The organism is Clostridium frigidicarnis, assembly GCF_900111985.1.
GTDB lineage: Bacteria > Bacillota > Clostridia > Clostridiales > Clostridiaceae > Clostridium_Z > Clostridium_Z frigidicarnis.
Window position 1 is genome coordinate 39,420 of record NZ_FOKI01000003.1, and the last position, 25,193, is coordinate 64,612.

At 28.2% G+C, this 25,193-nt stretch carries 27 protein-coding genes and 1 pseudogene; all 28 read right to left on the reverse strand.

Annotated features, from left to right (window positions below):
• Nucleotides 1-383 precede the first annotated feature (383 nt).
• The 28 genes and pseudogenes from BM119_RS02290 to BM119_RS02425 all read right to left on the reverse strand — a co-directional run bounded on the left by BM119_RS02290 (nt 384) and on the right by BM119_RS02425 (nt 25,193).
• Nucleotides 384-743 (reverse strand): hypothetical protein, encoded by a 360-nt coding sequence (locus BM119_RS02290; protein ID WP_090038539.1) that lies wholly within the window; start codon nt 741-743, stop codon nt 384-386.
• A 17-nt stretch (nt 744-760) separates the two neighbouring features.
• The gene (locus tag BM119_RS02295) at nt 761-1,000 is read right to left on the reverse strand and encodes a hypothetical protein (RefSeq protein ID WP_207647658.1); all 240 of its coding nucleotides are present in this window, start codon (nt 998-1,000) and stop codon (nt 761-763) included.
• Between the two features lie 11 nt (nt 1,001-1,011).
• On the reverse strand, nt 1,012-1,275 hold the full coding sequence (locus tag BM119_RS20640) for an RHS repeat-associated core domain-containing protein (protein ID WP_242948285.1): 264 nt from the start codon (nt 1,273-1,275) through the stop codon (nt 1,012-1,014).
• A 255-nt stretch (nt 1,276-1,530) separates the two neighbouring features.
• Complete coding sequence (locus tag BM119_RS02305; RefSeq protein ID WP_090038542.1) at nt 1,531-1,881, reverse strand: hypothetical protein; 351 nt, start codon at nt 1,879-1,881, stop codon at nt 1,531-1,533.
• 20 nt (nt 1,882-1,901) lie between these two features.
• The gene (locus tag BM119_RS02310; protein ID WP_090038543.1) at nt 1,902-2,261 is read right to left on the reverse strand and encodes a hypothetical protein; all 360 of its coding nucleotides are present in this window, start codon (nt 2,259-2,261) and stop codon (nt 1,902-1,904) included.
• A 153-nt stretch (nt 2,262-2,414) separates the two neighbouring features.
• Nucleotides 2,415-2,666 (reverse strand): annotated as a pseudogene (locus BM119_RS20355) (RHS repeat-associated core domain-containing protein); the annotation flags it as partial.
• Nucleotides 2,667-2,963: 297 nt separating this feature from the next.
• Nucleotides 2,964-3,608 (reverse strand): SMI1/KNR4 family protein, encoded by a 645-nt coding sequence (locus BM119_RS02320; RefSeq protein ID WP_090038545.1) that lies wholly within the window; start codon nt 3,606-3,608, stop codon nt 2,964-2,966.
• A 3-nt stretch (nt 3,609-3,611) separates the two neighbouring features.
• Nucleotides 3,612-6,014 (reverse strand): RHS repeat-associated core domain-containing protein, encoded by a 2,403-nt coding sequence (locus BM119_RS02325; protein WP_090038546.1) that lies wholly within the window; start codon nt 6,012-6,014, stop codon nt 3,612-3,614.
• A 265-nt stretch (nt 6,015-6,279) separates the two neighbouring features.
• Complete coding sequence (locus BM119_RS02330; protein WP_090038548.1) at nt 6,280-6,669, reverse strand: hypothetical protein; 390 nt, start codon at nt 6,667-6,669, stop codon at nt 6,280-6,282.
• Between the two features lie 14 nt (nt 6,670-6,683).
• Nucleotides 6,684-7,580 (reverse strand): tyrosine-type recombinase/integrase, encoded by an 897-nt coding sequence (locus tag BM119_RS02335; protein ID WP_242948278.1) that lies wholly within the window; start codon nt 7,578-7,580, stop codon nt 6,684-6,686.
• Between the two features lie 634 nt (nt 7,581-8,214).
• Nucleotides 8,215-8,529: a hypothetical protein gene (locus BM119_RS02340; protein ID WP_090038551.1), complete on the reverse strand. Its 315-nt coding sequence runs from the start codon at nt 8,527-8,529 to the stop codon at nt 8,215-8,217.
• Between the two features lie 12 nt (nt 8,530-8,541).
• Complete coding sequence (locus BM119_RS02345; protein WP_090038553.1) at nt 8,542-10,881, reverse strand: contractile injection system protein, VgrG/Pvc8 family; 2,340 nt, start codon at nt 10,879-10,881, stop codon at nt 8,542-8,544.
• Nucleotides 10,882-10,905: 24 nt separating this feature from the next.
• Nucleotides 10,906-11,301, reverse strand: a complete 396-nt coding sequence (locus BM119_RS02350) for a DUF4280 domain-containing protein (RefSeq protein ID WP_090038555.1) — start codon at nt 11,299-11,301, stop codon at nt 10,906-10,908.
• A gap of 19 nt (nt 11,302-11,320) precedes the next feature.
• Nucleotides 11,321-11,845, reverse strand: coding sequence for an imm11 family protein (locus tag BM119_RS02355; protein WP_090038556.1), 525 nt, complete (start codon nt 11,843-11,845; stop codon nt 11,321-11,323).
• Nucleotides 11,846-11,847: 2 nt separating this feature from the next.
• Nucleotides 11,848-12,450: a hypothetical protein gene (locus tag BM119_RS02360; protein WP_090038557.1), complete on the reverse strand. Its 603-nt coding sequence runs from the start codon at nt 12,448-12,450 to the stop codon at nt 11,848-11,850.
• On the reverse strand, nt 12,447-13,856 hold the full coding sequence (locus BM119_RS02365; RefSeq protein WP_090038558.1) for a contractile injection system protein, VgrG/Pvc8 family: 1,410 nt from the start codon (nt 13,854-13,856) through the stop codon (nt 12,447-12,449). Before BM119_RS02365 ends, BM119_RS02360 begins: the two co-directional genes overlap by 4 nt.
• Nucleotides 13,857-13,871: 15 nt before the next feature.
• The gene (locus BM119_RS02370; protein WP_090038559.1) at nt 13,872-14,453 is read right to left on the reverse strand and encodes a hypothetical protein; all 582 of its coding nucleotides are present in this window, start codon (nt 14,451-14,453) and stop codon (nt 13,872-13,874) included.
• A gap of 65 nt (nt 14,454-14,518) precedes the next feature.
• Complete coding sequence (locus BM119_RS02375) at nt 14,519-15,298, reverse strand: hypothetical protein (protein ID WP_090038561.1); 780 nt, start codon at nt 15,296-15,298, stop codon at nt 14,519-14,521.
• 32 nt (nt 15,299-15,330) lie between these two features.
• Nucleotides 15,331-17,958 carry an Hsp70 family protein gene (locus BM119_RS02380; RefSeq protein ID WP_090038563.1) on the reverse strand — a complete coding sequence of 876 codons (2,628 nt, stop codon included), beginning with the start codon at nt 17,956-17,958 and terminating at the stop codon, nt 15,331-15,333.
• 43 nt (nt 17,959-18,001) lie between these two features.
• Nucleotides 18,002-18,697, reverse strand: coding sequence for a hypothetical protein (locus BM119_RS02385; RefSeq protein ID WP_090038566.1), 696 nt, complete (start codon nt 18,695-18,697; stop codon nt 18,002-18,004).
• Nucleotides 18,694-19,998 carry a normocyte-binding protein gene (locus tag BM119_RS02390; protein WP_090038567.1) on the reverse strand — a complete coding sequence of 435 codons (1,305 nt, stop codon included), beginning with the start codon at nt 19,996-19,998 and terminating at the stop codon, nt 18,694-18,696. The genes BM119_RS02385 and BM119_RS02390 overlap by 4 nt, the downstream gene beginning before the upstream one ends.
• A gap of 10 nt (nt 19,999-20,008) precedes the next feature.
• The gene (locus BM119_RS02395; protein ID WP_090038569.1) at nt 20,009-21,793 is read right to left on the reverse strand and encodes a PP2C family protein-serine/threonine phosphatase; all 1,785 of its coding nucleotides are present in this window, start codon (nt 21,791-21,793) and stop codon (nt 20,009-20,011) included.
• Nucleotides 21,794-21,817: 24 nt separating this feature from the next.
• The gene (locus BM119_RS02400) at nt 21,818-22,663 is read right to left on the reverse strand and encodes a PP2C family protein-serine/threonine phosphatase (RefSeq protein WP_090038571.1); all 846 of its coding nucleotides are present in this window, start codon (nt 22,661-22,663) and stop codon (nt 21,818-21,820) included.
• A gap of 11 nt (nt 22,664-22,674) precedes the next feature.
• A complete protein-coding gene (locus BM119_RS02405; RefSeq protein WP_090038572.1) occupies nt 22,675-23,178 on the reverse strand; it encodes an FHA domain-containing protein in 504 nt (167 codons plus the stop codon).
• 15 nt (nt 23,179-23,193) lie between these two features.
• On the reverse strand, nt 23,194-23,769 hold the full coding sequence (locus tag BM119_RS02410) for an FHA domain-containing protein (protein WP_242948279.1): 576 nt from the start codon (nt 23,767-23,769) through the stop codon (nt 23,194-23,196).
• A 14-nt stretch (nt 23,770-23,783) separates the two neighbouring features.
• Nucleotides 23,784-24,221, reverse strand: coding sequence for a J domain-containing protein (locus tag BM119_RS02415; RefSeq protein ID WP_090038576.1), 438 nt, complete (start codon nt 24,219-24,221; stop codon nt 23,784-23,786).
• A 92-nt stretch (nt 24,222-24,313) separates the two neighbouring features.
• Nucleotides 24,314-24,739 (reverse strand): membrane-associated protease 1, encoded by a 426-nt coding sequence (locus BM119_RS02420; protein ID WP_090038578.1) that lies wholly within the window; start codon nt 24,737-24,739, stop codon nt 24,314-24,316.
• A 28-nt stretch (nt 24,740-24,767) separates the two neighbouring features.
• Complete coding sequence (locus tag BM119_RS02425; protein ID WP_090038579.1) at nt 24,768-25,193, reverse strand: membrane-associated protease 1; 426 nt, start codon at nt 25,191-25,193, stop codon at nt 24,768-24,770.

A 25,193-nucleotide genomic window follows, 5' to 3' on the forward strand; every position in this document is an offset into this window, starting at 1 on the left:
TTATGATAGTTATTAAATCTATTTAATCAGTTTTTTTTATTCTATCACTTGATTAATTATCCTTTATCACCATTTATTATTATTCTCTATTCTAATTATTTATTATTTATCAACTTTTTCTATTCTCTCTATTTCTTTTTCTTTTTGATATGTCCTAAAGGTACTAGGATTGATTGGTAAGGACATCCTTTATCAGATACTTATATCTGTAGAACTGCTAAAAAATGATGAAACAGCCTAATTAAATTTCAGCTGATTCATTTCATTTTTCACTGCATTATTACAATTATGCTATGAGTAGTTATACTACTTTTATTGATTTTATTATAGTTTATTAATAAAGAATTTTATGCAGTCCTATTATTTATTTTTTTTCATTCAAATTATATTTCTTCATACCTTTCTTTGCTAAATCTGCTAATCCAACCATCTTCAGTGTATAATTCACCTTCTAAACCATCACTATCTTCTTTTATATCATTATCACTAACCATTACTTTTATATCATCATTTTGCTCAATCATCATTAATAAATTGTGTAAACTTAAATCTGTAATTTTAGGTATTAACCATTTTATTGTCATTAATTGTTCTTCGTTAAATGTTGATATTTTTTCTCTTACTTGTTGTGCAGTAATACCTTTCATTTTACCATCAATTATCATGTCTAAACTAGATATAGTTTCATCTCTTACTTCCTTCATTAATTTATTACCGAAATAGTCTAAAATATTTTCACTCATTTATATCACTCCATTTTTTATTTTGAATACCAAGGTATTCTTGATGGCTTAGTTACTCCTTGCTCTTTTAAGTTATTAAGCGAATTTATTATTAATTCATCAATTTGACTTTTACTAGCGCCACCTGCTTCCAAGGCTTCTCTTGCTATTCTTGTATGCTCTTCAATTGTATTGGGTCTACCACTTTTATAAAGTTCTTTAAATAGCTGTCTTTGCTTAGTTGTCATATCAGAATGACTTAATCCATCATTCTTCATAAAATCTTGGCTTATTGAAAAGCCCTTCTTAGGGTCATAATTTGTATCGTCTTTAAAAGCTGCTTTTGCATGTATATGATGTCCTCCAACTTCTGAATAAGAACCTGTTTCAGCTTGTGTAACCCCTTATTAGCAAGATTATTCTCTTTATTACTACCTGGAGGACACCGTACATACCCACTAGGATCATAATACCCGATAGGATTATTTCTACAATAAGCATAGAGATTTAACCCATCCCCTCTATAAACATCCTCCTGAGTAAATCTACCTATAACAGGATTATATAATCTTACCCTTAAATAATACTATTGAGTTATGTTATCATACTGTTGTTCTGTATAAGTTACCCTATTATAACTTTAGTTTGTATTAGAAATAAAAAACCAGCAGTGACCATTTAATGGTGTGCTGGATTCTTAATATCTTTATATTCGTTGTAATATTCTATTATTGATTGTATCATACTAAAACCCTACCTCAATAACCACTTCAACTGTTCCTTTAGTATTAAAATTATCTTTAGTTTATTAATTCCAAATTGATATAATTTCTTCGTTTATTTCTTTAGCTACTTTATAATATTGTATAAAATCCCTTTTTTCATGGTATAATAATCCAACTATTATATTACTTTTTGGTTTGCATATTATACATAAAACTTCTCCTTGTTTAAATAATTTAGGTAACTGCTGACCTTCTAAAAAACTATTTAAATTATATATAGTATCAATATCATAAAAATGAGTTTTTAATAATCCATCATATGCTAAATCATCTTTGTTTCCGAAGGTTTTGATGCTATTATTATCTAAGTTTATTACTAAACAATAAATAATCTTATATCTTGACAAAACATTGCTTAATTTCACTTTGTACATATTTCATGTTTCTCCTCTTACTATACACCAGTATCGTACCATACACCTGGTTCTATTTCAATTAATCTTTTGGCTTTATTTTTCCAATGTTCTTCTATTTCAGACTTTCTAAGTTTATTTCCATTAGGTTCATTATTAAACACTGATTTACCTGGATGCCTATTTGGAGACCCCTTTGTATGTTGATTACCAGATGAATGTCCTGGTCCTGGTATTTCATCCATTACTCCACCATCTCTAATTGGTATTTGATGTCTATGATGTGGTGCTAATTTAGTTCCCGCTGAATTTCCCTTTGAAAATTGTTTATATTTCTCTGTGGTATATGGTCCAGGATCAATAATAGGCGGTTGAGAAAAATCTGGATCTCTTGGGCTCATTATATGTCCCTCAGGTATTTTTACATCTTCACCCTTCCAATTTTTTGTATTCTGTGTTTTTCCCTTGCCTAGACATTCACTTTTTGCCTTATACCCACTAGGATCATAATAAACTACAGGATTATTAGCACAATAAGCATAGAGATTTAACCCATCCCCTCTATAAACATCCTCCTGAGTAAACCTACCAATAACAGGATTATAGAATCTTGCTCTTAAATAATATTGATGAGTAATATTATCAAGCTGTTGTCCAGTATATGTTATTCTATTATGAACTTCTTCTTTGCTATTTAGTACATTTCCAAAAGCATCATAGTGATATTCATTTCTTATACCTTCATCTTTATCTGTAATAAAGATTGTGCTTCCCTGCTCATCTTGAGTATAGTAATTAATGGCGATCTAATCCAGTATAAACATTGAATAATATACATATAATGGATACCTTGAAGTAGCCTTTATTAAAGTTATACAACTTTATAATATAACTTGTTTATGTATGGTTAATTAGATAATCATTACCAAAATCTATTTCCAATTGATAATAAAAATACCCATTAACCCAATTGTAAGTTTATATATAAATTAGCTTGATGGCTATGGGATAAATACGGAAGAACCAAAATAATGTTGACATTAATAGAACGTACAAAAAGCCACTTGAAATTACTCAAGTGGCTAATACATACTTAATATAAATTAATCATTATATTTTTCAACTTTTAATAATTTCCCTAATTCCCCAAGAGATTTTATCTTTTCTAATGCTTCATCTATTGCAACATCATTTTTTAAAACAAATGGTACATTCTTATATCCTTTTAGTATATCAAAAGCACGATATTGTATATTAAATGCTTTTTCTATAATTACTAGATCACTTGATCCATTTTTAGGTGGATCGATTAATATTAATTGTCCTAATTCTGGTTCCTCATCATCTTCTAACTCCTCCGGATCTATAGCTCCTTCATTTATCCATTCTATAAGATCATCTGCAAATGGATGTGAATACATTGGATTCATAACTCCACAATCTACTTTTATTACTTTTTTTGCATTTTCCTCTGCTCGCATTAATAAAAAATCATCTCCACCAATATTTCCAATAGCTACATATCCTTTTGTATATTCTTCTACTTCATATGTTCTATTCATTTCAATTATTTCATTTGTACCAAAAATTGATATACTTTCGTCTGTTGTAAATCCATTAGTCGCAAATAAACATTCCTTATATTCATTAGGTAATTTAAATCCAAATTCTTCTTCGACTTCAATTACTTGAGTTTTAGTTGCTGGTTCATATAATGTAAATTTAGAATTATTATTTATTTCTATCATTTTTTAAAATCCTCCTAAACTATCAAAGTATCTATATGCCTCCCTAATAGCTTTTTTAGCATATTTAGAGTTAACACCTGATTCTATTAATTCTTTATATCCTGTATTAAATTCATATACTATGCTAGTATTAAAGCCGTCTTTACGCCTTCTTGCTCTTTGAGATGAACTTAACTTAGCATGTGACTCACCAGAGATACTTTTTAGAAGTATTCCTGGAGCATTTCTTTTTTTGTATCCACTTATGTTATTTTTCTTAGCCCATTGTTCAGCCCATTCATTTTGAATTGGATGATGAGATTCTATTAGTCCATCTATATATTTATGCGAATAACCATTTGCACGATTTTTACCTGGAGAATTCTTTTTATACTTATCAATATCATTAATTTTATACCCACCTTGTTTTATAGGGCTATTTTCTGCTCTTGGTAAAAACTTAATACCATTTCTTTCATTAATATTTTGATGTAATTTTTCAGCAGTAAACTCTTCCCCATACTTCTTTTTATAATTTTCTTTTAGCTCTTCTAATCTAGACTTCTTTATAGATTGAGTTTTAGTTTCACATGACATATACCCGCTCGGATCATAGTAGCAAATAGGATTGTTACCACAATAAGCATATAGGTTTAATCCATCTCCTCTATAGGTGTCTTCCTGCGTAAATCTACCTATAACTGGATTGTAAAATCTAGCTCTTAAATAGTACTTACCTGTAATGCCATCAAATTGCTGTCCTACATAAGTTATTCTATTATGGACTTCTTCTTTGCCGTCTAATACATTTCCAAAAGCATCATAATAATATTCATTTTTTATTTGCTGATTCTTATCAGTAATAAATATCGTACTACCTTGCTCATCTACAGTATAGAAGTACCTATTAAATTTTGATTCTATTGCTGAATTAAATTCTTCACTTGAATCCACAATATCAGCAGCAACAACCTCATAACCCCTACTAAATCTTGAAATTACATTGTCATCAGAATCTAGTTCAACTAATATATCTCCATTTTTATTGAAAATAAATCTGCTTAATTTTTCATTTTCCTCTATCTCATACCTTAATCCTTCAGCATCATATCTATTAACTAAAGTGTTTCCTTCTTTTGTTATAGCTTTTACTTGCTGATTTAAAGTGTTGTATTCAAAGATATTATTTCCTAGATTACTTTCTTCTTTTATTGTATTTCCTTGTTTATCATATGTAAAGTAGGTTGTGTTTTCTTTTCCTTGAAGTTCTTTTAATTGGTTCTTTACATTATAAACATATTTTTCTGTTATATTATTTGTTGTTTTGCTTAATCTATTTCCAACCTTGTCATAGGTGAAAGATTCTTGTCTTCCATCATAACTTGATTCTTTTAGCCTATTCATAGAATCGTAGGTGTAATAAGTTTTATGCTTACTACTTAATTTTTCAAGTCTATTTCCATTTAAATCATAGGCATAGTTGTAGTCTACAAGAACTTCACCATTAGATGATACTGTAACTAGACTCTTAACATTTCCATCCCCATCATAGGTATAATCAGTCTTTAAACCATTTCCTACAGTTATTGATTTTATATTATCATTGTTATAATAATCATAGGTTGCAAGAGTATTTTCATTGTTATCTTTTATTACTTTTACTCTATTTTCATCATCATAGCTATATATACTGCTTTTACCTGTAATGTCTTTTATAGATCTTATATTATTGTTTTTATCATAGGTATAGCTAAGTAGCTGCTTTCCACATGCACTTTTACTTTCTAGCATTCCTTCTTTGGTATAGCTATACTCATACTGCATATTTTTTGAATATGCACTTTTTAAAGTTCCATCTTCATTATAAGTAAATCTCTCAGTTATAGCATTTTCTTTATCTTTATTATAAGCTCTTGTTGAAACTATATTTCTATCTAAGTTATAACTTTTCTCAACCTGATTACCATTTCTATCTATTGTCTTAGTTACGTTTCCTTCATTATCATAATAAAAATATTCACTATGACCTTCTTGATCCTTTATTTCACATACCTGTCCTAAGCTATTGTAGAAATATTCTATTGTTCCACCATTAGCATCTGTTGTGCTTGTTATATTGCCTGCATAGTCATAGGTATATGCTTCCTGTCCACCTTCTGGTGTTACTATTTTTGTTATTCTGCCCCAGTCATCTAAAACATAGCTTGTTTCATTTCCATTACCATCAATTATTCCTGTAATGTTTCCTCTTCCATCATATTTGTAGCTTTGGGCTACCTTATTTTCTTTTTTACTACTTGGAGTTATAATTTCTTTAATTTTTCCTAGTAGATTATGAGTGTACTCTACTTTATTATTTTCACCATCAATGGATGTTTTTATATTTCCTTTAGGATCATAAGTGTTTTGTGTTACAACCTGTCCCATTGGATTTTTAATTTCTACAACTTTTCCTCTTAGGTTATATGAATAAGTTGTACCAAGTCCATTATCAGTTTTTTCATCATATTGCTCTGGTAATACTTGTTTTATTATTCTATCATTTTTATCATAAAATAATCTTGTTGTATTTCCTGAAGCATTAATATAGTGAGTAAGTCTATTTTTAGTATCATATTTATATTTCTTTATTTTTTCAAACTTATCTTCTTCTAAGTTTTTACTGCTACTGTATTCTTTTAAATTTATTACATTATTTAGAAAATATTGATGAAAATATTGATGAAAAATAAATCAGTATTAATATTTTTATAGAAGAATATATTGAAAGCCCATTAGAATCCCCAAACACCCAAATTATTTTTAACATTTCTGTTTCCCCTACAATTACCCTTAGTGCAAACTCTAGCAAAACTTTAGGCATATTATTACCTTGCATTAATCCAAATTCATCTAAAACATCAATAGTGTCTTTATCTTCTATCGCTACAATTGAACCAACTTCACTAAGGTTATAGTCTTGCCATGTTTCCCTTACAATACCTTCTGCAATTTCTTGAAAATATGCTAGTAGTTCTTCCTTCAATGGTTTTGAAATAAGTTTTAGATTATTAATTTCATTCAAAGTGCTTATTATTATCATTGAAAATTCCTCCTTTATAGCAGGCTTACAGCCCTCATTTTATCTTCCTTACTACTATTGATATAGAATTTAGCTGTGGTTTCAATGCTACTATGTCCTGCTAGTTTACTTACTGTTGTTATAGGAATACCTTTAGTTATAAGTCTTGTGCAGAATGTGTGTCTAAATGTATGAGGCTTTAATTTAATTTCAAAATTGCCTTTCAATGTATGTTTTTCAAGAAGTGTGTTTACTGCATCTCTTTGAATTACTCCCCTTTGTCCTAAGATTAGGTACTCTGAATCTTTGTATGGATTATTATTCCTTTCGGGAATGTATTCCTGTATGGTGTCCATTACTTCAAACTTTACTGGAACTTCTCGCACCTTTCCTCCCTTGCCAATGATTTTAATTTGACTCAATAGGAAATCAATATTCTTTAGCCTAATGTCACAAAGTTCGCTAACTCTTACTCCTGTAAACATCAAAATTTGGATTATAATTTTATCTCTTAGACTTACTTTCTTTGAGTCTTGAATATAGAATTGAATTCTTTCAAGCTGATTATCTATATATACTTCCAATTGATGCTCTGAACCAATAGCTATTTTTACTCTATCTTTTTTCAAGTCGATTACATTTTCTTGCATGTATCCTTTTGCTACTAAAAAGTTATTAAAAGCTTGAATACTGTTTACTTTCTTATTGATAGTAGCAGGCTCATAACTGTTATCAACTAAATAGTTTTTATAACTGGTTATATAGAATCTTTTTAAAGTTCCATCAAATTCTACTCCCATTGTTCCAAGATATTTTAAAAATGCTGTAATATCTCTAACATAACTTTGCACTGTATTAGTGCTTTTACCATCCTCAATTAAATTAATTGTGAATTGTTCTATTATTGTTATCATCTTTTTTCTTCCTCTCATTGTTATTTTTAGACAAAAGAAAAGACTAACAAAGGAAATAGTTATCCAATGTTAGTCTTGATTTTTTATTTTTAGGTTGTATCTAGGTCACAAATTGGTTACATTCAGGTCATAGTAAACCCTTGATTCAACTAAGCTTGGTCGCAAGGGCGTAGTTGAAACCAACTTTATTCTAGTATTTAGTATTTTTTTTATAACTTGATTACCCTCAAACTTAGACCTATACAACCAAGTCATTGATTTTACTGGATTTCCTACGTCCAAAATACGCCCAAGCTATGTCCTACTGTATCCAATCCAAGTTAGACCTTAGAAAGAAAAACTCCAACCGACACCTTTACAGCATCCATTGGAATTTTGCTATTAGCTTGAATCAGACATCAAAAGAAGCTTTTACTAAATGCCCTATGTTTCTACAGCAACTGGCATTTGAACCTCTTTTTGATGGCTGTTTGCAGTTTTTAGAGTATATTTTTCACATAGTAATCTGCAAACTTACTACAGAATTTGAATTATGCAGTGTTTTTGTTTTACATAGTTATTGAGCTTAATCAATTTGTAATGTTATTACCCACCTAAAAACTTTTTAAGTTAGTTTTTCCTATGTTTTGTATTGAGATTATTTTGAATTTTTCTACAATAACTCAACCCCAATTTGCTTTTTAAATTTAACCTTTAGTATGCTTTTTTCTTTGTTATTTATCACCATTTCATCATTCACTTTATTAATACCTTCTACATTTTCAATCTTACAAGTAAAAACTGTTAATTGTTGATAGGTTATTGTTATTTCACATATTTTTCTGTATACGTCCATGGACATAACTATTTCAAATCCCTTATTATCATTTAAAGAATAAATAAGCTCACCAGCTTCTAATTTTCCAATGCTAACAGGTTCATTACAAAACAACTCTAATAATTCAAATTCATCATATTTAATATACATGTTATCACTCCTTTATTTTGGTATTACAGTTATTACATCTCCAGCTCCATTTACTACAACTGTTACATCCCCAGTTTCATGTATAAATGTATCGGCATACTTACCTGGTGCTGAAGTAGTATTCTTAATTGCATCTTCAATTACACTTGGGGGTATATTTCTTGGGTCAACATATTTCTTTACAAAATCTGAATATGCCTTTGTTTGTGGTTCTAATCCCTTTCCCTTTGCTAAATCGGCTGCAATTTTCTCTAGTTCTGCTCTAACTTGTGGTGTATCAGGTGCCATTCTTTCCATAGCATGTTGGGAATATCTTCGTCCATTAATATAACCTCCGCCTTTCAACATATCCCAGCCAGCTTCTCCTGCCCCCTCAGAAGAAGCTCTCTCAATCAGATTATTAATTCTCGAGAAACCATCACCTAACCATGATTTTGCTTTTCCTACAAGTTTACCTCCAACCTTACCTAATCCATGGAATATTCCAGCTGTTATTGCACCTAGGCTAAATTGGTTTGCTATAGCTAATGGATCAAATGGTCTATCACCAAGTACTTGACCAAAATATTCATCTAAACCACCAAACAATCCACATTCAAGCATAGACCCACCTACTCCAGTAATTCCTAATGGTCCCATTATTGCTCCTACTAATGCACCTACTAATGCACCTTTAAGTGCATTCTCTAAATATGTCCCGGGACTACTTTGTGTATTATTGGCCTTATCTGACATTGCAGTACTTGCTACTCCAATTGCTGCTCCTATTACTGCCCCTGCAAGTACTGCTGCTCCTATACCAAAAGTTGCTACTGATGCTACTATTACTACTGCTGCCGCTGCCACTACAAGTAGTTTTCCCCAGCTAAATCCCTTCTTTTCTTCTTTCTTTTCTGGTTCAACAGGCTTTGGTGCTTCTCCTTTTTGTGGTTCATCATCAAATGGCTCATAGGTTGTTCTGTCTGTTGCTTCTGCCATTACATTGTCAGATAAAAAGTGGTATTCATTTTCTATTGATATTCCACTTTCTACTCCTGTTTTCTTTGTAAGTAACTGACTCTCTGCCTTTATTAGCACGTTTTTTCCTGTTATAGATATTTCTTCACTGGCATCTAATTTTAATTTTTTATGACTTGTTAATGTTACTCCTACTCCATCCTCAAATTTTATATTTAATGGTTCTTTAGATCCACCTTTTATATTTATGCTTGATGGTGTAAGTTCAAGTTCACTTCCATGCTCTGTTCCAAAACATCTTTTATTAGGATCTTGGAATTTATCACAACCTCCGCCATTTTTCCTTACACATCCTGTGACACTTGGATTTTCTCCTGCTGAATTTGGAAAGTATAAGCTAGCAAAAGTTCCAACCTTAGGCATACAATACATAGCGCTACTTGTAGCTGGTGCAAAAGGAAACCATGCTGCATTTGATGATTGTTCTTTATCTATATCAAGGTGAAGTTTTAATTTCTCACCACTTGTTTCTATTACCTTACCTTGTAGAGATATACCTTTTAACAAATTGTTATGTATTTTTTGTTGTCTTATTCCTTTTTTTCTACATAACTTATATTTATATGTTAATATTCCCTTATCCATATATGCTTCTAATTGGCTAACATACATTTTTTTATTTCTAAATGTTATTTCGTCACCAATCATATATTTATTTATACTTTCTATCTCATAACTAAAGAAATCTGTGTCATGAAATCCAGCATCATCCCCACCTGCTTTTTTGAAAGCTAGTAAATTCTTATTAACTTTATACCTTATATTTTCCTCTATTGTATACTTGTTCTCATTAGGTAATCCAAAATTAATTTTAGGTCTTTTCTCAATTATATCACATAGTATTACCGAATTTACCTCACTTGCAATCCTTTTTATAAATTCCCAATCGGTCTCATTATATTGAACTAATGTCTTACCAGTTTTATAATTTTCATCTATATTATTGCTAAAAATACTTCCTGAGGATTTTGTTATAACTCCTTCTATGATATCTTGGTATTTTGCATCTATATCCTGAAACGATCTACTTTTCTTTTCTAAATCCAATAAAAAACTTGAAGATATACATTCTAACTCAATATAATATATTCCATTATTATTGGTTGTTTTAATATTTTCAACTAATCCCTGAAATATAGTTTGTCCATTTTCTTCATAAAGACCCACAAAATCATTAGAAGTAGCACTTATTGACGCCGCAAAATTATATGAATCATCAACTATACCCTTTATATACAAATAGCCATGCTCATTTGGCTTATGTTTGATCTTTATATTTTCTATACTTAATATATTATATGGTGATTCTACCTTTAAATTATGAAAACCTCCCATGAATTTATCACCCCCTATGCTTCATTATTCTTCCTTTTGACCATCATCATCAAATGTTATTAATCCCCCATAGGCACATACCAATTCTGACTTTGTAGTAAGTGCAGATTTTCCCTCTACTTTTGTTTTATCCTTAGTTTTTATCCAATCATCTAGTATTTTAGGGCAACACTTTTTACCTGTTACGGTTGACCCATCTTCTTCCTTTATTAAAAAAATTGTTTCACTTGATGGACAATTGCCACTGCATATCCCAAAATAAGTAATATTATCTTCTTCTACTCTATCTTCTTTATTCATCATTGGTTGTCCATTAACATATGAACCATGGCTTGTTGGGAGATTTATTTTTCTTTTATGACTTCCAAACTTACATTTCATTTTTGCTCCCCTTACAACATATTTCTCATCTTCTGCCACTTATAATCCCTCCCTTTATTTATGAAACACACAACTTTTCAAGTTTTATTCCGGTAAAACCTCTTCTTAATATACTTTCAGCAACATCAAGTCTTACTACTATTAAAGTTTTAAATTCATTTTTTATTTTAAATATTTTTTTACCTTTTATCTTTTTACTATCTAAAACAATCTTTTTTATTACACTTCTATCCATATTAAATTCACTTTCTTCACTTAAAGCATCCAATTCTTCAAATATTGGAAGGCAATAATTTTTTTGTCTTTCATGCTGTAAATCAATTAAAGGTATTGTTTTAAAATAAATATTTGCATCATACTTTTCTATAATATTTTTTAAATCATCTGACATTAAAAAAAGAGGTTTATCTAATATATCCAAAAAAGCACTGTCTTTATCCGCTTTTACATTTAAAATCACAGTATCACTAATATTGTCACATGTTGAAAGATTGATATCTTTTATATTAATATTTTTATGCACATCTATAAGTTGTGGAACATTAACATATCTTGTATCTTGCTTTAATAAAAAGTAATCCATAATTATATATCCTCTTCCTTGTATAAAATCTCACTTCTATCCATATATTCTCCTACCATAATACATATATCTTTGTCCTTGCTCATTTCTTTGTAATATGAAGATTCTATAAGCCTAAGTACTATGCTTCTTAAAAATTCAATAGCTAAAACGTGATATTTTCCTGCTTCTAAAAACTTTATATTATCTATGTCCATAGATGTTATAGTTCTTCCATATTCATTTTTTATATTTTCAAGTTCACACATATGATCAAATAGAGATTTAAATATAAAGTTTAAATCAATCTCTGTAGAACACTCTTTTTTGTCTAGAAACCAATTTTCATCATATAAATCAATTCTATAAAAAGCTTTATTGCCCATAATACTTGTACGTAAAAATGATATATAAATATATTTAATATTTCCCTTTAAAGAGTCTCTTTGTAAAGACAGAGCATTTTTACATACTGAATTAAATTTAAAGACTATGCTATTATCAATTTCATCTATATTCTTGCTATATCTTTCATCTATATTAAACACTTCATCTTGCCAACGTTTGGCTACATGTTTTATAAAAAATTGCTCTTTAATCTCTTTCTTCTCTAAACAATTAATCATTCTATATTCACCTTTGATCCGCCTATAACTACATCATCACCTATTTTTAGTGTAGTACCCGCTTGTTTTAAATCCACGCCTTCTTGCCCTTGTATTACTACTTTAGCTCCTCCATTTATTTCTATATCTTCTGTAGCTGATAGTATTATTTTTTTATCACTTTTTATTTCAATTCCGCCATCATCTGTTAATCTCATAAGCATATTACCATTACCTGCGATTTCTACAGCACCATCATTAAATGTAATTTCTTTTCCGTCTTTTGTACCTATACTTTTTACTGATGGATCGCTACGTTTTCCAGAATTACTTGATTCTAAATTTACAGAACTTGTTACAAAGGCATTTTTTTCTTCATTATCTGGAAAATAAAGACGTATTGCATCTCCCATCTCTGGCATACAATACCATCCACTTCCATCTGGAGATGAATATACTGTGGAATATGGAAACCATCTTGATCCAGATGATCCACCACTATCAATGTCTAGCTTAACTTTTACCGTATCTTTTGATATATCTAATATAGAGCCTGAAAGTGATGCTCCTGTTATTTCATTATTCATTACCTTATGTGTGCTTATTCCTTTTATATCCTTCAAAATATATTTATTTTGTAAAACTCCTTGAACTATCTCTGTTTCTATTCTAGATACACAAAGTTTTCTTTCCTTAAATGTAACTTTGCTACATAAGTTTAATATTTTATAACTTGTTATTTCATAACTTATAAGATTTTCTTCGCTTAAATTTCCACCATAATTTTTAGATTTGATTCTATATTCTTTTAAATCCTTTTTTATTGAATAATTGAACTCCTCAAGATTACAACTACTTGGTGAATCAGGTATTCCTACATGAAATTTCACATCACCTAATCTACATTCCGGTACGAGATAAGAATTAAAATGTGAAGCTAATCTTTTGCAAAATTCCCAATCTGTTTCATTATATTGAACTATTAATCCTGGTATAGTATTACCCTTAGAAACTTCATCCACAATAGAAGCATTATTGTATTTGCCAGAAATATCTGAAAATATCCCTTTATATGTTGTGCCTTCATCTTGAAACGACTGCGTGTTTTTTGTTATATCCATTAAAATTGTAGAACTTAATGCTTCAAATTTCATAGTTCTGACATTAGCATCAGCATCAATACTTATATTGGTAACTATCCCCTCAAATAAAACTTCTGTACTATCATCATTCTTTACAGATAAATTTACTATTTCGCTATCATCTGTCATTTCAACATATTTGTCTATATCTGATTCACATATTATTCCTTCAATACAAAGTTTCGCATGTTCATTTAATTCTCGTATTATTTTTAAATTTATTATTTTTTCAAATTTGTAAGGTGATATTGAAATTTCTCCATATGTATAAGCATATTCGCTCATTATCTATCATCTCCCTTAACTTTCTTTTATTACTTTTATTGTTTCAATAATTTGAAAAGCTACTTCTCTCCACTCTTTATAACTCTTATACCTACAAGAGAAAGTTCCCATAATAGTTTTCTCTTCAAGTTCAAAGAAAAACATGAAATTATATATAAAATCATCTATTGCTGAGCCTTTGAATTCAAAATATCCAATATTTTTTTCTTCTACTTTTTTTACGCCATCTTCATAAAAGACATTTGATGGATTTGTTTTCTTTATAATTGCCTTCATACCATCCTTTAGTTCTTCCACATTTTCTTCATATAAAGGACTATCTATATTTTTTAATGTTATAGCTATATCTCCCTCGAGATTGCTTTTTATTATATCTGGACGATCTCCTGATGGATATTTTATTTTTCTTTCGTTTAAAGGCATGTCTTTAAATTCTTTTGGAATATATATCTTTAGTTTATTATCAAAAAATTCTTGCTCTTCAAATTCATAATATTTATTATTAATTTTAATAACTCCATCACGAATATCTTTTTTTTCTGATTCTTTCTCTGCCTTATTTATAATTTCTAATATTTTTTCATCAACATTTTTCATTCCTAAATTCCCTCCAATTTAATATATTTTTAATTCAAATTCTTTTTTATTTGGTTATTTATTGATTAGTCCACTAAAATTCTTTTATATCGTGATCTATTCTGCTTTTCGCAGTCATTGTTACCCTCCATTAATTCCTCTAATATATTTAATAATTGATTATATATATAATCATTAGAAAATTCCCTGAAGGATATCTTAAGTCTAGATTCTATATAACCTTTTAATAAATCACTCTCTATAACATCCTTACTTTGCAAACATATCATTGCAAAAGATATATCAAGTGGATTTGTCGGATTATATTTAAACACTTCCTTGCCAAAGTTTTTTAATATTTTAGGTGATAAACTACTCACTTCATGTGCTGAAAATGGGCAATTAATAATATTTACTGTATCGTACTCTGTTGACATATCTCTAAAATCAACATAATTAGCTCTTAGCCTAGCCCCTCTTTTAAGCTTAAATCTACATAACTCCATTTCATCCCTATTAACGTCTAAATTATCATCCAAAAATATTTCAGTGTCATATTTAATAAAATCCTTATTTATTGTTTCTCCTAGAAATCTTATCTTTAATATTTGAGTATTGTTATTTGACTCATAAGGAATTGTGTAATTTTCCTTTAATACATAGATGGTATTTTGGTATTTTATTACTCCTTTAGTCACTATCATATAATCATCATTTATTTCTATATCACACCCTGACAGTATTCCATTAGAGTATTTTTCTAAATTTATATCTATAAACTCTTTTGGAAAATCTCTAAGAGCTTCTAACATTTGAATTTTTAAAATTCTTCCTGGTTTAAATAAAGGATATGTATTTGAAAACACAACTTTTCCTCCTACTTGGTTTTTATTTCACTTTATTTTAGTCCATCAAAGAAATTTCTCTCCCATTGATCATTTTCAAAAGAATAAAACTTCTCTTTCCCTATATAAAGTTTCTCATCCTGTCTTAGTATGGCAACTGTGTAAAAGCCCCATAACTCTTCTTTAGCCCAAACAAAGAATTTCACTTCGTTATTTACAATATTATCTGTATCATGCTGATTAATAGTATTTGGATACAATTTTTCTATTTCTTCTGGTAGTATAGGATTTAATTCTTCATCTTTAGTCTCATACTCATATTCGTATCTTATATTTCCATGGGTATCCTTCAAATAAAGTTTCAAAAAAATCTTTTCCATAAACCTAGAAATATATCCCTTAGTTTTATCTCTTCCTTTAATTAAAGTTTTTTCTTCCCCTTGGTGGGTATAAGCACTAATAACATAGGGTAGAGCAGGAGTATTAGTATTTATTGTTATATCAGCATAGCCAAAATTTTTAGCGTGTAAATATTTAAGCGCTCCTTTTAAACAAGCTAACTTTAAATCAAAATTCTCTTTTGCTTCTTTTTTATTTCTCTTAAATTGAATTACCTTTCCTGGTATAAATTCTTTTAAGGCATCCCTAAAAATTTCTACTCTACAGGATTGTCCAGTTAACTTTATAATTGAATAATCAACCAGCTCATCTTCATAATAAAGATCTTCTAAAAACCTTTTTATTATGTTGTATATGTCTCCCTTAAGAAGTGTATTTATTTCATACGCATTTATAGAAATATTAGGTGCGTCTTTAACCATTTGAAGTTTATCTTTATAGATATAGGATAATTTCCACTTATCAAATTTTATGGTATCTTCATCTAGTTTTTCATTATCCTTTGATGTTAAAGCTATTTTTAATATACTAGGGTCAGTAAAAAACTGTTTTTTTACCTGTTCTGCTAATTCAAATAAAAAATAGTAATTACTTTTAACCTTGTAATATTCCTCTTTGCTTCTATATTCATAAAGCTTAAACTTTGTAGGAATTATATTTTCTACCTTTTCATACTCTTCATTTAACAATTCATATGATTTTTCTATGCCGTATTTATCTATAAACCTAAATATATCAATATCAAACTCTTCTATTATTCTTTTACTTACAAAGTCATCTTCTTTACATAATTCTTTTGCCATTAAAATCTTTATAAATTGCATTATTCTAAATGTAAGATTGTTTCCACCAAAGTCCGTATCTCCATTTTCATAAGATGTTTCTATATTTAATTCATAAGAAACTCTGTTGTTGTATATGGTAAAATTACAAGCTGATAAATCTGTAGTTCCTCCTCCACAATCTATAATTAGAGCCTTATATTTCTCCCCTTCAATGTATTTTTTTCTCTCTATTAATTCAGATATGGTATTATAAAGAACTGCTGCACTTTCATCTAGAATATTTTCACTTTCAACTACATAGTCACTTAATATTTCCTTAAACAAGATATTGAATTTATATTTTTGTTTTGATGGACAGGATATATATATGTTCTTAAATTTACACTTAAATCTTTGATTTGCTAAAGATATTATGTGTTCTAAATAAGCTTTCATAATATCCTTTCTTATTATAAAGGTGGTTTTTTCATTAATATCAATTACCTTTTCCACCTTTTCAAAGTCACTTATCCATCTTTTAATATCATAAAATATAGTTAATCCATCATCTATATAGCTCTTTTTAGATGCTTTAATGGCATCATATCCAAAAATATATTCTATGTTGTTTTCAGTAATATTTCTTACACCCACTACACTAGGAATTAATGGTGTTAATTTTTTGTATTCTTTAGTTGAATCAACAACTTGTACAAACTTAATTTCTTTTTTATCAGATTCCTCATTCATCTCAAAACTTCTATTTATTGATGAAAATTTTTCTTTATTTATATAAATACCTGCTGTAGTATTTGATGTTCCAAAATCTATAGCAAGTGGCATTGTTGTCTCTTTTAATTTCTTTACTTCAAACTGTAAAATTGGTAAAGAGTAAAATTTTATAGAACCTTCTGTAATATTTTTATTACCTTCATAAATATCATAAATAAGTTCAGATTCATTTTTCTCAAAATATAATAAACTGTAATGCTTAATATCTGATTCTTCTGATGGAATACAGCCTTTGTTTATAAGAAAATATTTATCTTTTCCATTTTCTTTTATTCTTTTCAAATTAAAAATGCTACAAATTTTAAAAGTATTATCAACCAAAAGCATATTAACTTCATCTAGATTGCTTTTGCTGTCTATTATGTATTCATCATAAATTTCTGTATCTAAATCATGGTAAATTATAATTTTTCCTGGATATTCTATACTTTTATCATCCATTATTATCTTGTCTGATCTTCTTAGAAATTTTTCTACTCTTTCTAATCCATTGTCCCTAAATTTATTTATAAGAAGGCTATCTTCTTCTCCACGATATTTCATTATAAGTCTTACTAACTCTTCTTTATCTAATGGATTAATTAAGCTTTTCACTATTTTCTCTTTAATACATATTTCTCTTAATTGAAATGTTGTCATAAGCTTAAGATCTTGTTCTTTATATGTTGTTTTATACTTTTGTTCTTTCGTATTGTCTCTATGCAATTTATATGAATATGAACTCATTTTTTCCTCCTTAAGGTTACAATGCTATTTTTTTAAATGTGCCTTACATCATAACAATTTCATCAAGCACCATAGTTTTTTCAGCATCTAAAATACCAAAATGGTAATCCCAATATATAAATGCATTCATATTTATAGGCAAAAATAACTTTGTTATTATCTCTATTTTTTTATTTAAATCATTTGTTTTTGGTTGTCCTAAATAAATATACATGTCTTTAGGATTATCTTGGTTTAGATATACTCTGTTATTTTTAAAAACCTTTTTTAAAATTTTATTGAATAAATGTAGGGAAACCCCTGTTATATATAAAGTAATTAATCCACTTAATATATAATCTAATTCCTCTTTGCTTAAAATATTTATATCTGAGTATAGTTCTTGTCCAAATATTCCATTTTTTATATCTCTCATAAAAAATTTTTTATAAAATTCTTCTTTACACAGACCCTGATTTAAATCCAATTCACCTAAATAATGAACTACTATATCAAATAGCACTTCTCTTAATTCCTTGCTTTCTTCCATGTTAATATCAAACAAATCTTTAAATATATCATAAAACCTATAATATGGATTAACCTCAACAGTTTTGTCTTCTGGTAACATGGTGTTATTAATATCAATAAAAGAAATTTCCATATATGGACTACAGATCTCAGGTAATATAAATTTAATTTTCTCTCTTGATATACATTCTTCATCAGATTTTAATAATACATCCCAAATATAATTCATATTAATCTTCCTTCACATTGATACTCTGGATAAAGTAACTGGGCTTCTGATATTAAAAAACTTAAAATATCTCTATTTAAATAATTATTTTTATCCACTGCTTTAAAATACAGTATTAATGCTTTGTTTATGTTTTCTTCTCTTATTTCATCAACAATAAATTCATTCATATTATAAGTTTCTGAGTTTTTAATTTTTTCTTCATTACTAAATATACCTTCATCTAATTCTTCTAGCTCTAAATGTTTGAATTCTAAGTACTTATATACTTTAAATGAACTTATAATTCTTTCTAATTCAGCTCTAGTTTTTACATTATATCTATTTTTTAATGCTAATTTTCCAACAAAACTTTTATTGGTTTCATTAGACATAACATCATTATCATAAATTTCTGTACCAAACTTATCCCTAGAAACAACCTTCCACACATTCCATTTTTTCGATTCTTCCTCTGAAGATGTTACTATTAAAGAATCTTTCATGAATCTTATATATTGAATATTTGAACCTTCATAGTTTACTAAGTATCCATGATTTTCTCCTTCTTTCTTAAGTGAAAGTATATGCTCATAATTAATTTTATCTTCACAAGGCATTGGAAATCCTACACTCTTAAGTAAAACTTGTTTTATGTTCCAAAGAGGAACTGGATTATATTCAACATATTGATCATAGTCTTCAAAATCTATAGATATTTTATTTATAGATTCACCCTTTTTTATTTTCTCTTCACATTTAATTAAAACCACATCAGCCATTTTATAAATATATGGATTATTTATAGTTGTCCAAGGAATATTGTTATTCATGAACATTTTGTATAATTCAACTGTTTTCTTTATGTATTCATTATTTTGCTTTAATGTAAAATAAGCCTCGTATGTGTTTTTATCTGTTTTAATAGTTCCTTTAAACATTTTTTCATTTTTGAATATATGATTTAAAAGTAAATAATCACATTTTAGAAATACCCTAAACATATTCATAGACTGCTTCTCATTTAAATTTTCTAGTATTTCACTTACATCGTATATATCTTCTTCTTTGTCTTCTTCTAATATTGGATATAAAAACTCGTTAGTTGGGTCTAAGTTTTCTCTTTTAGTCATGGTACAAAATACGTTGTATCTTTCTTTTATATATTCAACTTCATTAAACACTCTTTCTTCTAATTCATTGAACTTATTTTTTGTATATTCTTCTAGTGAAGTGAATAACCCATTTAATATTTTCTTCAAAGCTAATCTATCATCTAAATTTTGAATTTCATTTAGTTTTTCATAAATCTTATTATCCATATTTATCACCCTAATTATTGGACATAGCTTTTTCTACTACTGCCAATTTTTCTTCTATTTTTTTTGATTCATCTAATAACCCTTCTTTTTCATATATTTCTTTAGCTAAAAGATATAATATTTTTGCCGAATTAGGGTCACCAGCTGCGTATTTATTATCAGCTTCCTTTTCATACTTTTCAGCTTCTGATCTTTTAGATGCAACTTCATTTATTTTTCTATCCATAAGCTGTATTTTAGCTTCCAGGTCATTTGCTAAACTATGTAAATTAAGTTCCTCAAATGATTGTTTTGCCATTGTATAATACATTTTTGCACTTATATAATCCCCTGACATATAACTTAAGTCACCATTTTTTCTAAGATCTATAGCTTTCTTCTGCCCTTCTTCATCTGATTTTTTCTTTTCTTCTTCCTGTTTCTTTTTATCATCATCTTCTTTTTTCTTTTTATCATCATCAGCTGCTTTCTCAGTGTATAAATCTTTCAATTTATCCATAGCTTCTTTTCTTTCATCTTTTAAATAATAATCTGTGGCTAGATTTTTTGCTTCTTTATAATTTTTTTCTGCCTCTTCTTTATTTCCAGCTTCTAAGCTTTCATCTCCTAATTCTAAAAGATCCATTACTTTAATACAGTTTTTTACAATATCCAGTTTTTCTAATATATAATCTTTGGCTAAATTATCAACATCCTCAGCTTGTTCTAATGCCAATAAATACTTATCTAAAGCATCCTCATATTTCTTATCCTTTAATGCTGCGTCTCCTTGTAAAATAATATCAGTGTATTTATAATCTCTATCAAAATCACTTTTTTCTTTTTCAAGTTTGTACTTTTTAGCTATATCAAAAGCTTGTTTATATTCTTCATTAGCCTTTGGCATGTTTTTATTTTTGATATAATGAGCAGCACTAGATTGATGCCCATTCATTTCATTTATATTATTAATTTTTTCTTTTCTCTTAATATTAAAAATAACCAAACCTATTGTTAACACTAATAATATAGGTATAGCTGTAAGTATTATTTTTTTTATTAATTTATTTCTTTTAGGATTTATATAAATTTTATCTACAAATGTTAAAGATAAAGTATAGTTTTCAAGTTCTTTTGGTTGTTTAGATAACATCATTTCTTCTATGTCACCTAATATTTCATCAATTTCATTTCCATTATCTAATGCATCAAGCATTTCATACTCATCGATGTTTTCCCATATCCCTTTTGTGAGTAAGGAAAATGTATCTCCATCTACTAGTTTTAATTTTTTAGATATGTATGGTTTACTTAATATGTTTTCACCTAAATATGAATAAAGATTGTTTCTTTCTATATGCTTTGATGCTGTGTATAAAGATATTTCTTCTTTATCAACTAATTCTTGAGTTAATGATTGATCCTTGCTCTTATGTCTTATAACTCCGTCTCTAAATAAATAAAATCTTGTATTTCCTACCACTGCATATCTAACCTTGTTATAGTTAGTTATTAAAATGGTAACTGATGCCTTTAATCTTACATTTTTGCTTCGCTTTATCAATTCATCATTTGCTGCATTTAAGTATTTTTTTATTGTTGATTTTTTCATACTAGGATTTTCGGTAAAGTTTCTTATAATACTTTCTACTACTATATTTGCGCTATCTAATACTAAATCATCATCTATGCCATCTGCTATAACATAACATGCGTAATTATCTAATTCTACAAATGCAAAGTAATCTTTGTTTTGTAAAAACGTACCTTCTTCTGATATAAAATTTGTTTTAAAATCTGAGTTTATTTTTCTCATATTATCCACCTTAAACCTGGTTTTTTAATTTCCCACATATTTCATCAATATAATGCTTCCATTATTTTTATTAGTTCTTTTATTAAGATTAATTTGTCTTATTATTTCTTTTGCTTTTTCTTCAACCCTTTGATTTGATCCAATTATATTTTCTAAAGTTGTCCATGCTAATACATCATAAATACCTCTACTCATTAATGTAACTATGTCTCCCTTATTCAATTTAATAGGCTTTTCAAAAATCTCTATGTTATTTAAGGGTTCTTGTCCTAAGTAATATAAAAGTTTCTTATTATGTAAAGCATTTATAGCTTGTTCTTTAAGAATCTTACCCTTATAAAATTCTTTTTGAGCTAATACATCCAAGGTATGACCATCACTTATTCTAATTAATTCTTTATCTCTAAACACTGCCAACATAGTATCTCCAACCAAAGCATAATGTAACAAATCTTCAACTACTATAGTACTTATTACACTTGTGCCTCCATTATCATTGTCTATCCTTTTAAGTATTTCTCTATTAGCTGTATTAAATGATTTTTTAAAAAAGTAGTTTATTTTCTCTTTACTACCCTCTTTTAGAAATAGCTTTTTTATTGTTTCAACTGCTACAATACTGGATATTTTACCTGATTGATTTTTCCCTAAACCATCTGCTAAAATCCCTAATACCCCATGTGGAGCATATGCTACACCTAAATGATTTTCTTGTATTTCCTCATTTCCTATAGTAGAGCATACACCTATTTCCAAATCCCTTTTATTAGCTTTTTTTATTAAATACATTCTTACTATTATCAATATAATTAGTAAAACAATTAGTATAGATATACATTTATAAGTTTCACATATATGAATCGCCATCATCGTGTACACCTCTAATTATTATCTTCCCACTCAAAATGTTCTCCACAAAATGGAACAAAAAGAAACTTGCTTTTACCAAGCTCAATAACATCATAAGCTAAAAGTTCAGTAGGTACGTATGCGGCTTCTCCATTTAAATAAGCAATTCCTGAAGAATCTCCTGGTAAAAGAACATTGTTCTTTTTCTTTGGATCATACACTACTATTGCATGATTTCTTTTTGCTATTGCATTATCACCTATTATTTGTATATCCATATCATCAGATCTTCCTATGAAATTTTTACCGCTTTTAATTTTGTAATCTTTACCAACCCTTGTACCTTCTATACATACTAGCCATCCACAAACAGGTTCTATCTCTTGATATAACATATCTATTTCCACATCTGAGTCTTCTTTATTTATTTCTATTTTCTTTTCTTTATTGGCTGTTTCAATATTACAGTATGGACACAATGTTCCATAACGCCTTTCACTAAACATATGTCCATTTTTACATCTAATAAGACTCATTTAAATCACTCCATTTCATCTAAGCAAAAGTTTAGCCTTGGCAATAAATAATATATCCCCTTTTTTTATTGTACAAGGACTATATTTTATTAATCTGTATTTTTCTCCGTCTTCTATCTTTTGTATACTTACTCCATTTTCAGAACATAAATCTTCCACATACCATCTTCCCCCTGAATGGTTTAAAACAGCATGCTCATTTTCAATTAACAATGAGTATATTGAAGAAGTTAAATCTATATGTACTTCATTATTTAATGTTTTTTTACCAATAAGGATTGATACTTTTTCACTTACTATCCACTCTCTTATGACATCATTATCTTCGTTTATCAAAGCTATCGTATTAATTGCATATTCATTATCTAAATTTTGTTCCTTATGTGTTTTTCTTAATAAACTTATAAAACAACCTGTACCACATACTATTAATACAGCTATAAATATAGATTTTATTAATGAAGATTCTATAGCAATATAAGCAAATACACCTATTAATGTAACAATTACACCTATACATAAATTAATTATCTGAATACTTGTTAGTAATTTATTATTATTAGCGCTATATTTAAAATTATTTTCTTTCAAATTAATTCACTCCATTAATTCTTTTTTAAATTAAAAAAACTATTAAAAATATGAGAAGTATCCATTGGATTTTTCTCCTTATTATTTAACGTTTCTTCATTAACATCACTTGTATTTGCATTAAAGCCAAAGAAACTTTCAAAACTCTTATTTAAATTTTCCATAGTACTTTTCATATCACTACTATTTGAATTATTGGTTTTTTGTTTAGTTTTATTTGACTTTTTAAAATTATTGCTTTGATTATTAAGTTTTTCATCATATTCTTTTCGAGACTTCTCGTCCCTTAAAACTCCATAAGCCTCATTAATCTCTTGAAACTTTGCTGATAGAGTTTTATCATCTACATTTGTATCTGGATGATACTTTTTTGCTAATTTTCTAAAAGCACTTTTTATGTCATCTTTACTTGCATCTTTATTTAGTTCTAATATTTTATAGTAATCTTTCATATATTACCTCTTATCCTTACAGAAGTTCTCCCTTGAAAATATTTTTTCAAGGGAAAATTCTATAATACTTTATCCAACGTCTAACATTAATACTATGCGCTATATCCGCCTTCTATAGTAACTTTATCTAATTTATCTTTTTTCTGTCTTACAACAATTTCAAATGTACCTATACCTTCTGTATCACCAAAATGCTCTTTATAATCAACTACAAATGCATTTGGGAAAGTTATTTTTCTTATTATTTGGTCTGCTGAAAGCACCTCTACAGTTAACTTTCTATAACAATCAGCTTTTTCAGCTGGAACTAATGACCAAACTCCTAATTGTCTTGTACTATCGAAAACATCTCCATCTAATGCAGTTAAGATTTTTCCGCTTATTATCATAGTACTTCCTACATCTTTTGAACGAGCGTTTGAATCTTTAGGAGTATCTGTTTTTAACTTTACATTTTCAATACTTTCAATACTAAGGTTTATTGTTTCCGCACCCTCTATTGCAACTCTAAATCCCATTTTCTCAAATCCTTCCTTAAATTAATTTTTATTCGCCAAATCCACCTTCAAATTTTACTTGTGCTGTTTTATCTTTCTTTTGTTTTACACAAAGACTGAATGTACCAACACCTTCTTCATCTCCATAGCTTTCTTCATAATCTACAACGAAAGCATTTGGTAGATTGATTTGTCTTACTACTTGAGATGCAGATATAACATCTACTGTTACATTTCTATAGCAATCAGCTTTTTCTGCTGGTACAAGTGACCATTGCGCTAATTTAATTGTGCTATCTGCCTCTTCTCCATCAACTGGAGTTAATATTTTTCCATTAATAACTAGTGTTGTTCCTAAATCAGTTGAACGAGCATTAGAATCATCTGGAGTATCTGTCTTAAATTCTACTGTTAAAAGACTTTCAATACCTAAGTCTATGTTTTCAGCACCTTCAACTTTTACTTTAAATCCCAT

Excerpts from the sequence above, each read along its gene's own strand:
- BM119_RS02415 (WP_090038576.1), bottom strand. The coding sequence starts at position 24,221 with ATGAAAGATTACTATAAAATATTAGAACTAAATAAAGATGCAAGTAAA.
- BM119_RS02400 (WP_090038571.1), bottom strand. The coding sequence starts at position 22,663 with ATGATGGCGATTCATATATGTGAAACTTATAAATGTATATCTATACTA.
- BM119_RS02380 (WP_090038563.1), bottom strand. The coding sequence starts at position 17,958 with ATGAGTTCATATTCATATAAATTGCATAGAGACAATACGAAAGAACAA.
- BM119_RS02290 (WP_090038539.1), bottom strand. The coding sequence starts at position 743 with ATGAGTGAAAATATTTTAGACTATTTCGGTAATAAATTAATGAAGGAA.
- BM119_RS02320 (WP_090038545.1), bottom strand. The coding sequence starts at position 3,608 with ATGATAGAAATAAATAATAATTCTAAATTTACATTATATGAACCAGCA.
- BM119_RS02340 (WP_090038551.1), bottom strand. The coding sequence starts at position 8,529 with ATGTATATTAAATATGATGAATTTGAATTATTAGAGTTGTTTTGTAAT.
- BM119_RS02310 (WP_090038543.1), bottom strand. The coding sequence starts at position 2,261 with ATGAGCCCAAGAGATCCAGATTTTTCTCAACCGCCTATTATTGATCCT.
- BM119_RS02355 (WP_090038556.1), bottom strand. The coding sequence starts at position 11,845 with ATGGATTACTTTTTATTAAAGCAAGATACAAGATATGTTAATGTTCCA.
- BM119_RS02295 (WP_207647658.1), bottom strand. The coding sequence starts at position 1,000 with ATGAAGAATGATGGATTAAGTCATTCTGATATGACAACTAAGCAAAGA.
- BM119_RS02335 (WP_242948278.1), bottom strand. The coding sequence starts at position 7,580 with ATGAGAGGAAGAAAAAAGATGATAACAATAATAGAACAATTCACAATT.
- BM119_RS02390 (WP_090038567.1), bottom strand. The coding sequence starts at position 19,998 with ATGGATAATAAGATTTATGAAAAACTAAATGAAATTCAAAATTTAGAT.
- BM119_RS02420 (WP_090038578.1), bottom strand. The coding sequence starts at position 24,739 with ATGGGATTTAGAGTTGCAATAGAGGGTGCGGAAACAATAAACCTTAGT.
- BM119_RS02385 (WP_090038566.1), bottom strand. The coding sequence starts at position 18,697 with ATGAATTATATTTGGGATGTATTATTAAAATCTGATGAAGAATGTATA.
- BM119_RS02330 (WP_090038548.1), bottom strand. The coding sequence starts at position 6,669 with ATGATAATAATAAGCACTTTGAATGAAATTAATAATCTAAAACTTATT.
- BM119_RS02365 (WP_090038558.1), bottom strand. The coding sequence starts at position 13,856 with ATGAGCGAATATGCTTATACATATGGAGAAATTTCAATATCACCTTAC.
- BM119_RS02360 (WP_090038557.1), bottom strand. The coding sequence starts at position 12,450 with ATGATTAATTGTTTAGAGAAGAAAGAGATTAAAGAGCAATTTTTTATA.
- BM119_RS02345 (WP_090038553.1), bottom strand. The coding sequence starts at position 10,881 with ATGGGAGGTTTTCATAATTTAAAGGTAGAATCACCATATAATATATTA.
- BM119_RS02425 (WP_090038579.1), bottom strand. The coding sequence starts at position 25,193 with ATGGGATTTAAAGTAAAAGTTGAAGGTGCTGAAAACATAGACTTAGGT.
- BM119_RS02395 (WP_090038569.1), bottom strand. The coding sequence starts at position 21,793 with ATGAGAAAAATAAACTCAGATTTTAAAACAAATTTTATATCAGAAGAA.
- BM119_RS02325 (WP_090038546.1), bottom strand. The coding sequence starts at position 6,014 with ATGGGACAGGTTGTAACACAAAACACTTATGATCCTAAAGGAAATATA.
- BM119_RS02370 (WP_090038559.1), bottom strand. The coding sequence starts at position 14,453 with ATGAAAAATGTTGATGAAAAAATATTAGAAATTATAAATAAGGCAGAG.
- BM119_RS02405 (WP_090038572.1), bottom strand. The coding sequence starts at position 23,178 with ATGAGTCTTATTAGATGTAAAAATGGACATATGTTTAGTGAAAGGCGT.
- BM119_RS02305 (WP_090038542.1), bottom strand. The coding sequence starts at position 1,881 with ATGTACAAAGTGAAATTAAGCAATGTTTTGTCAAGATATAAGATTATT.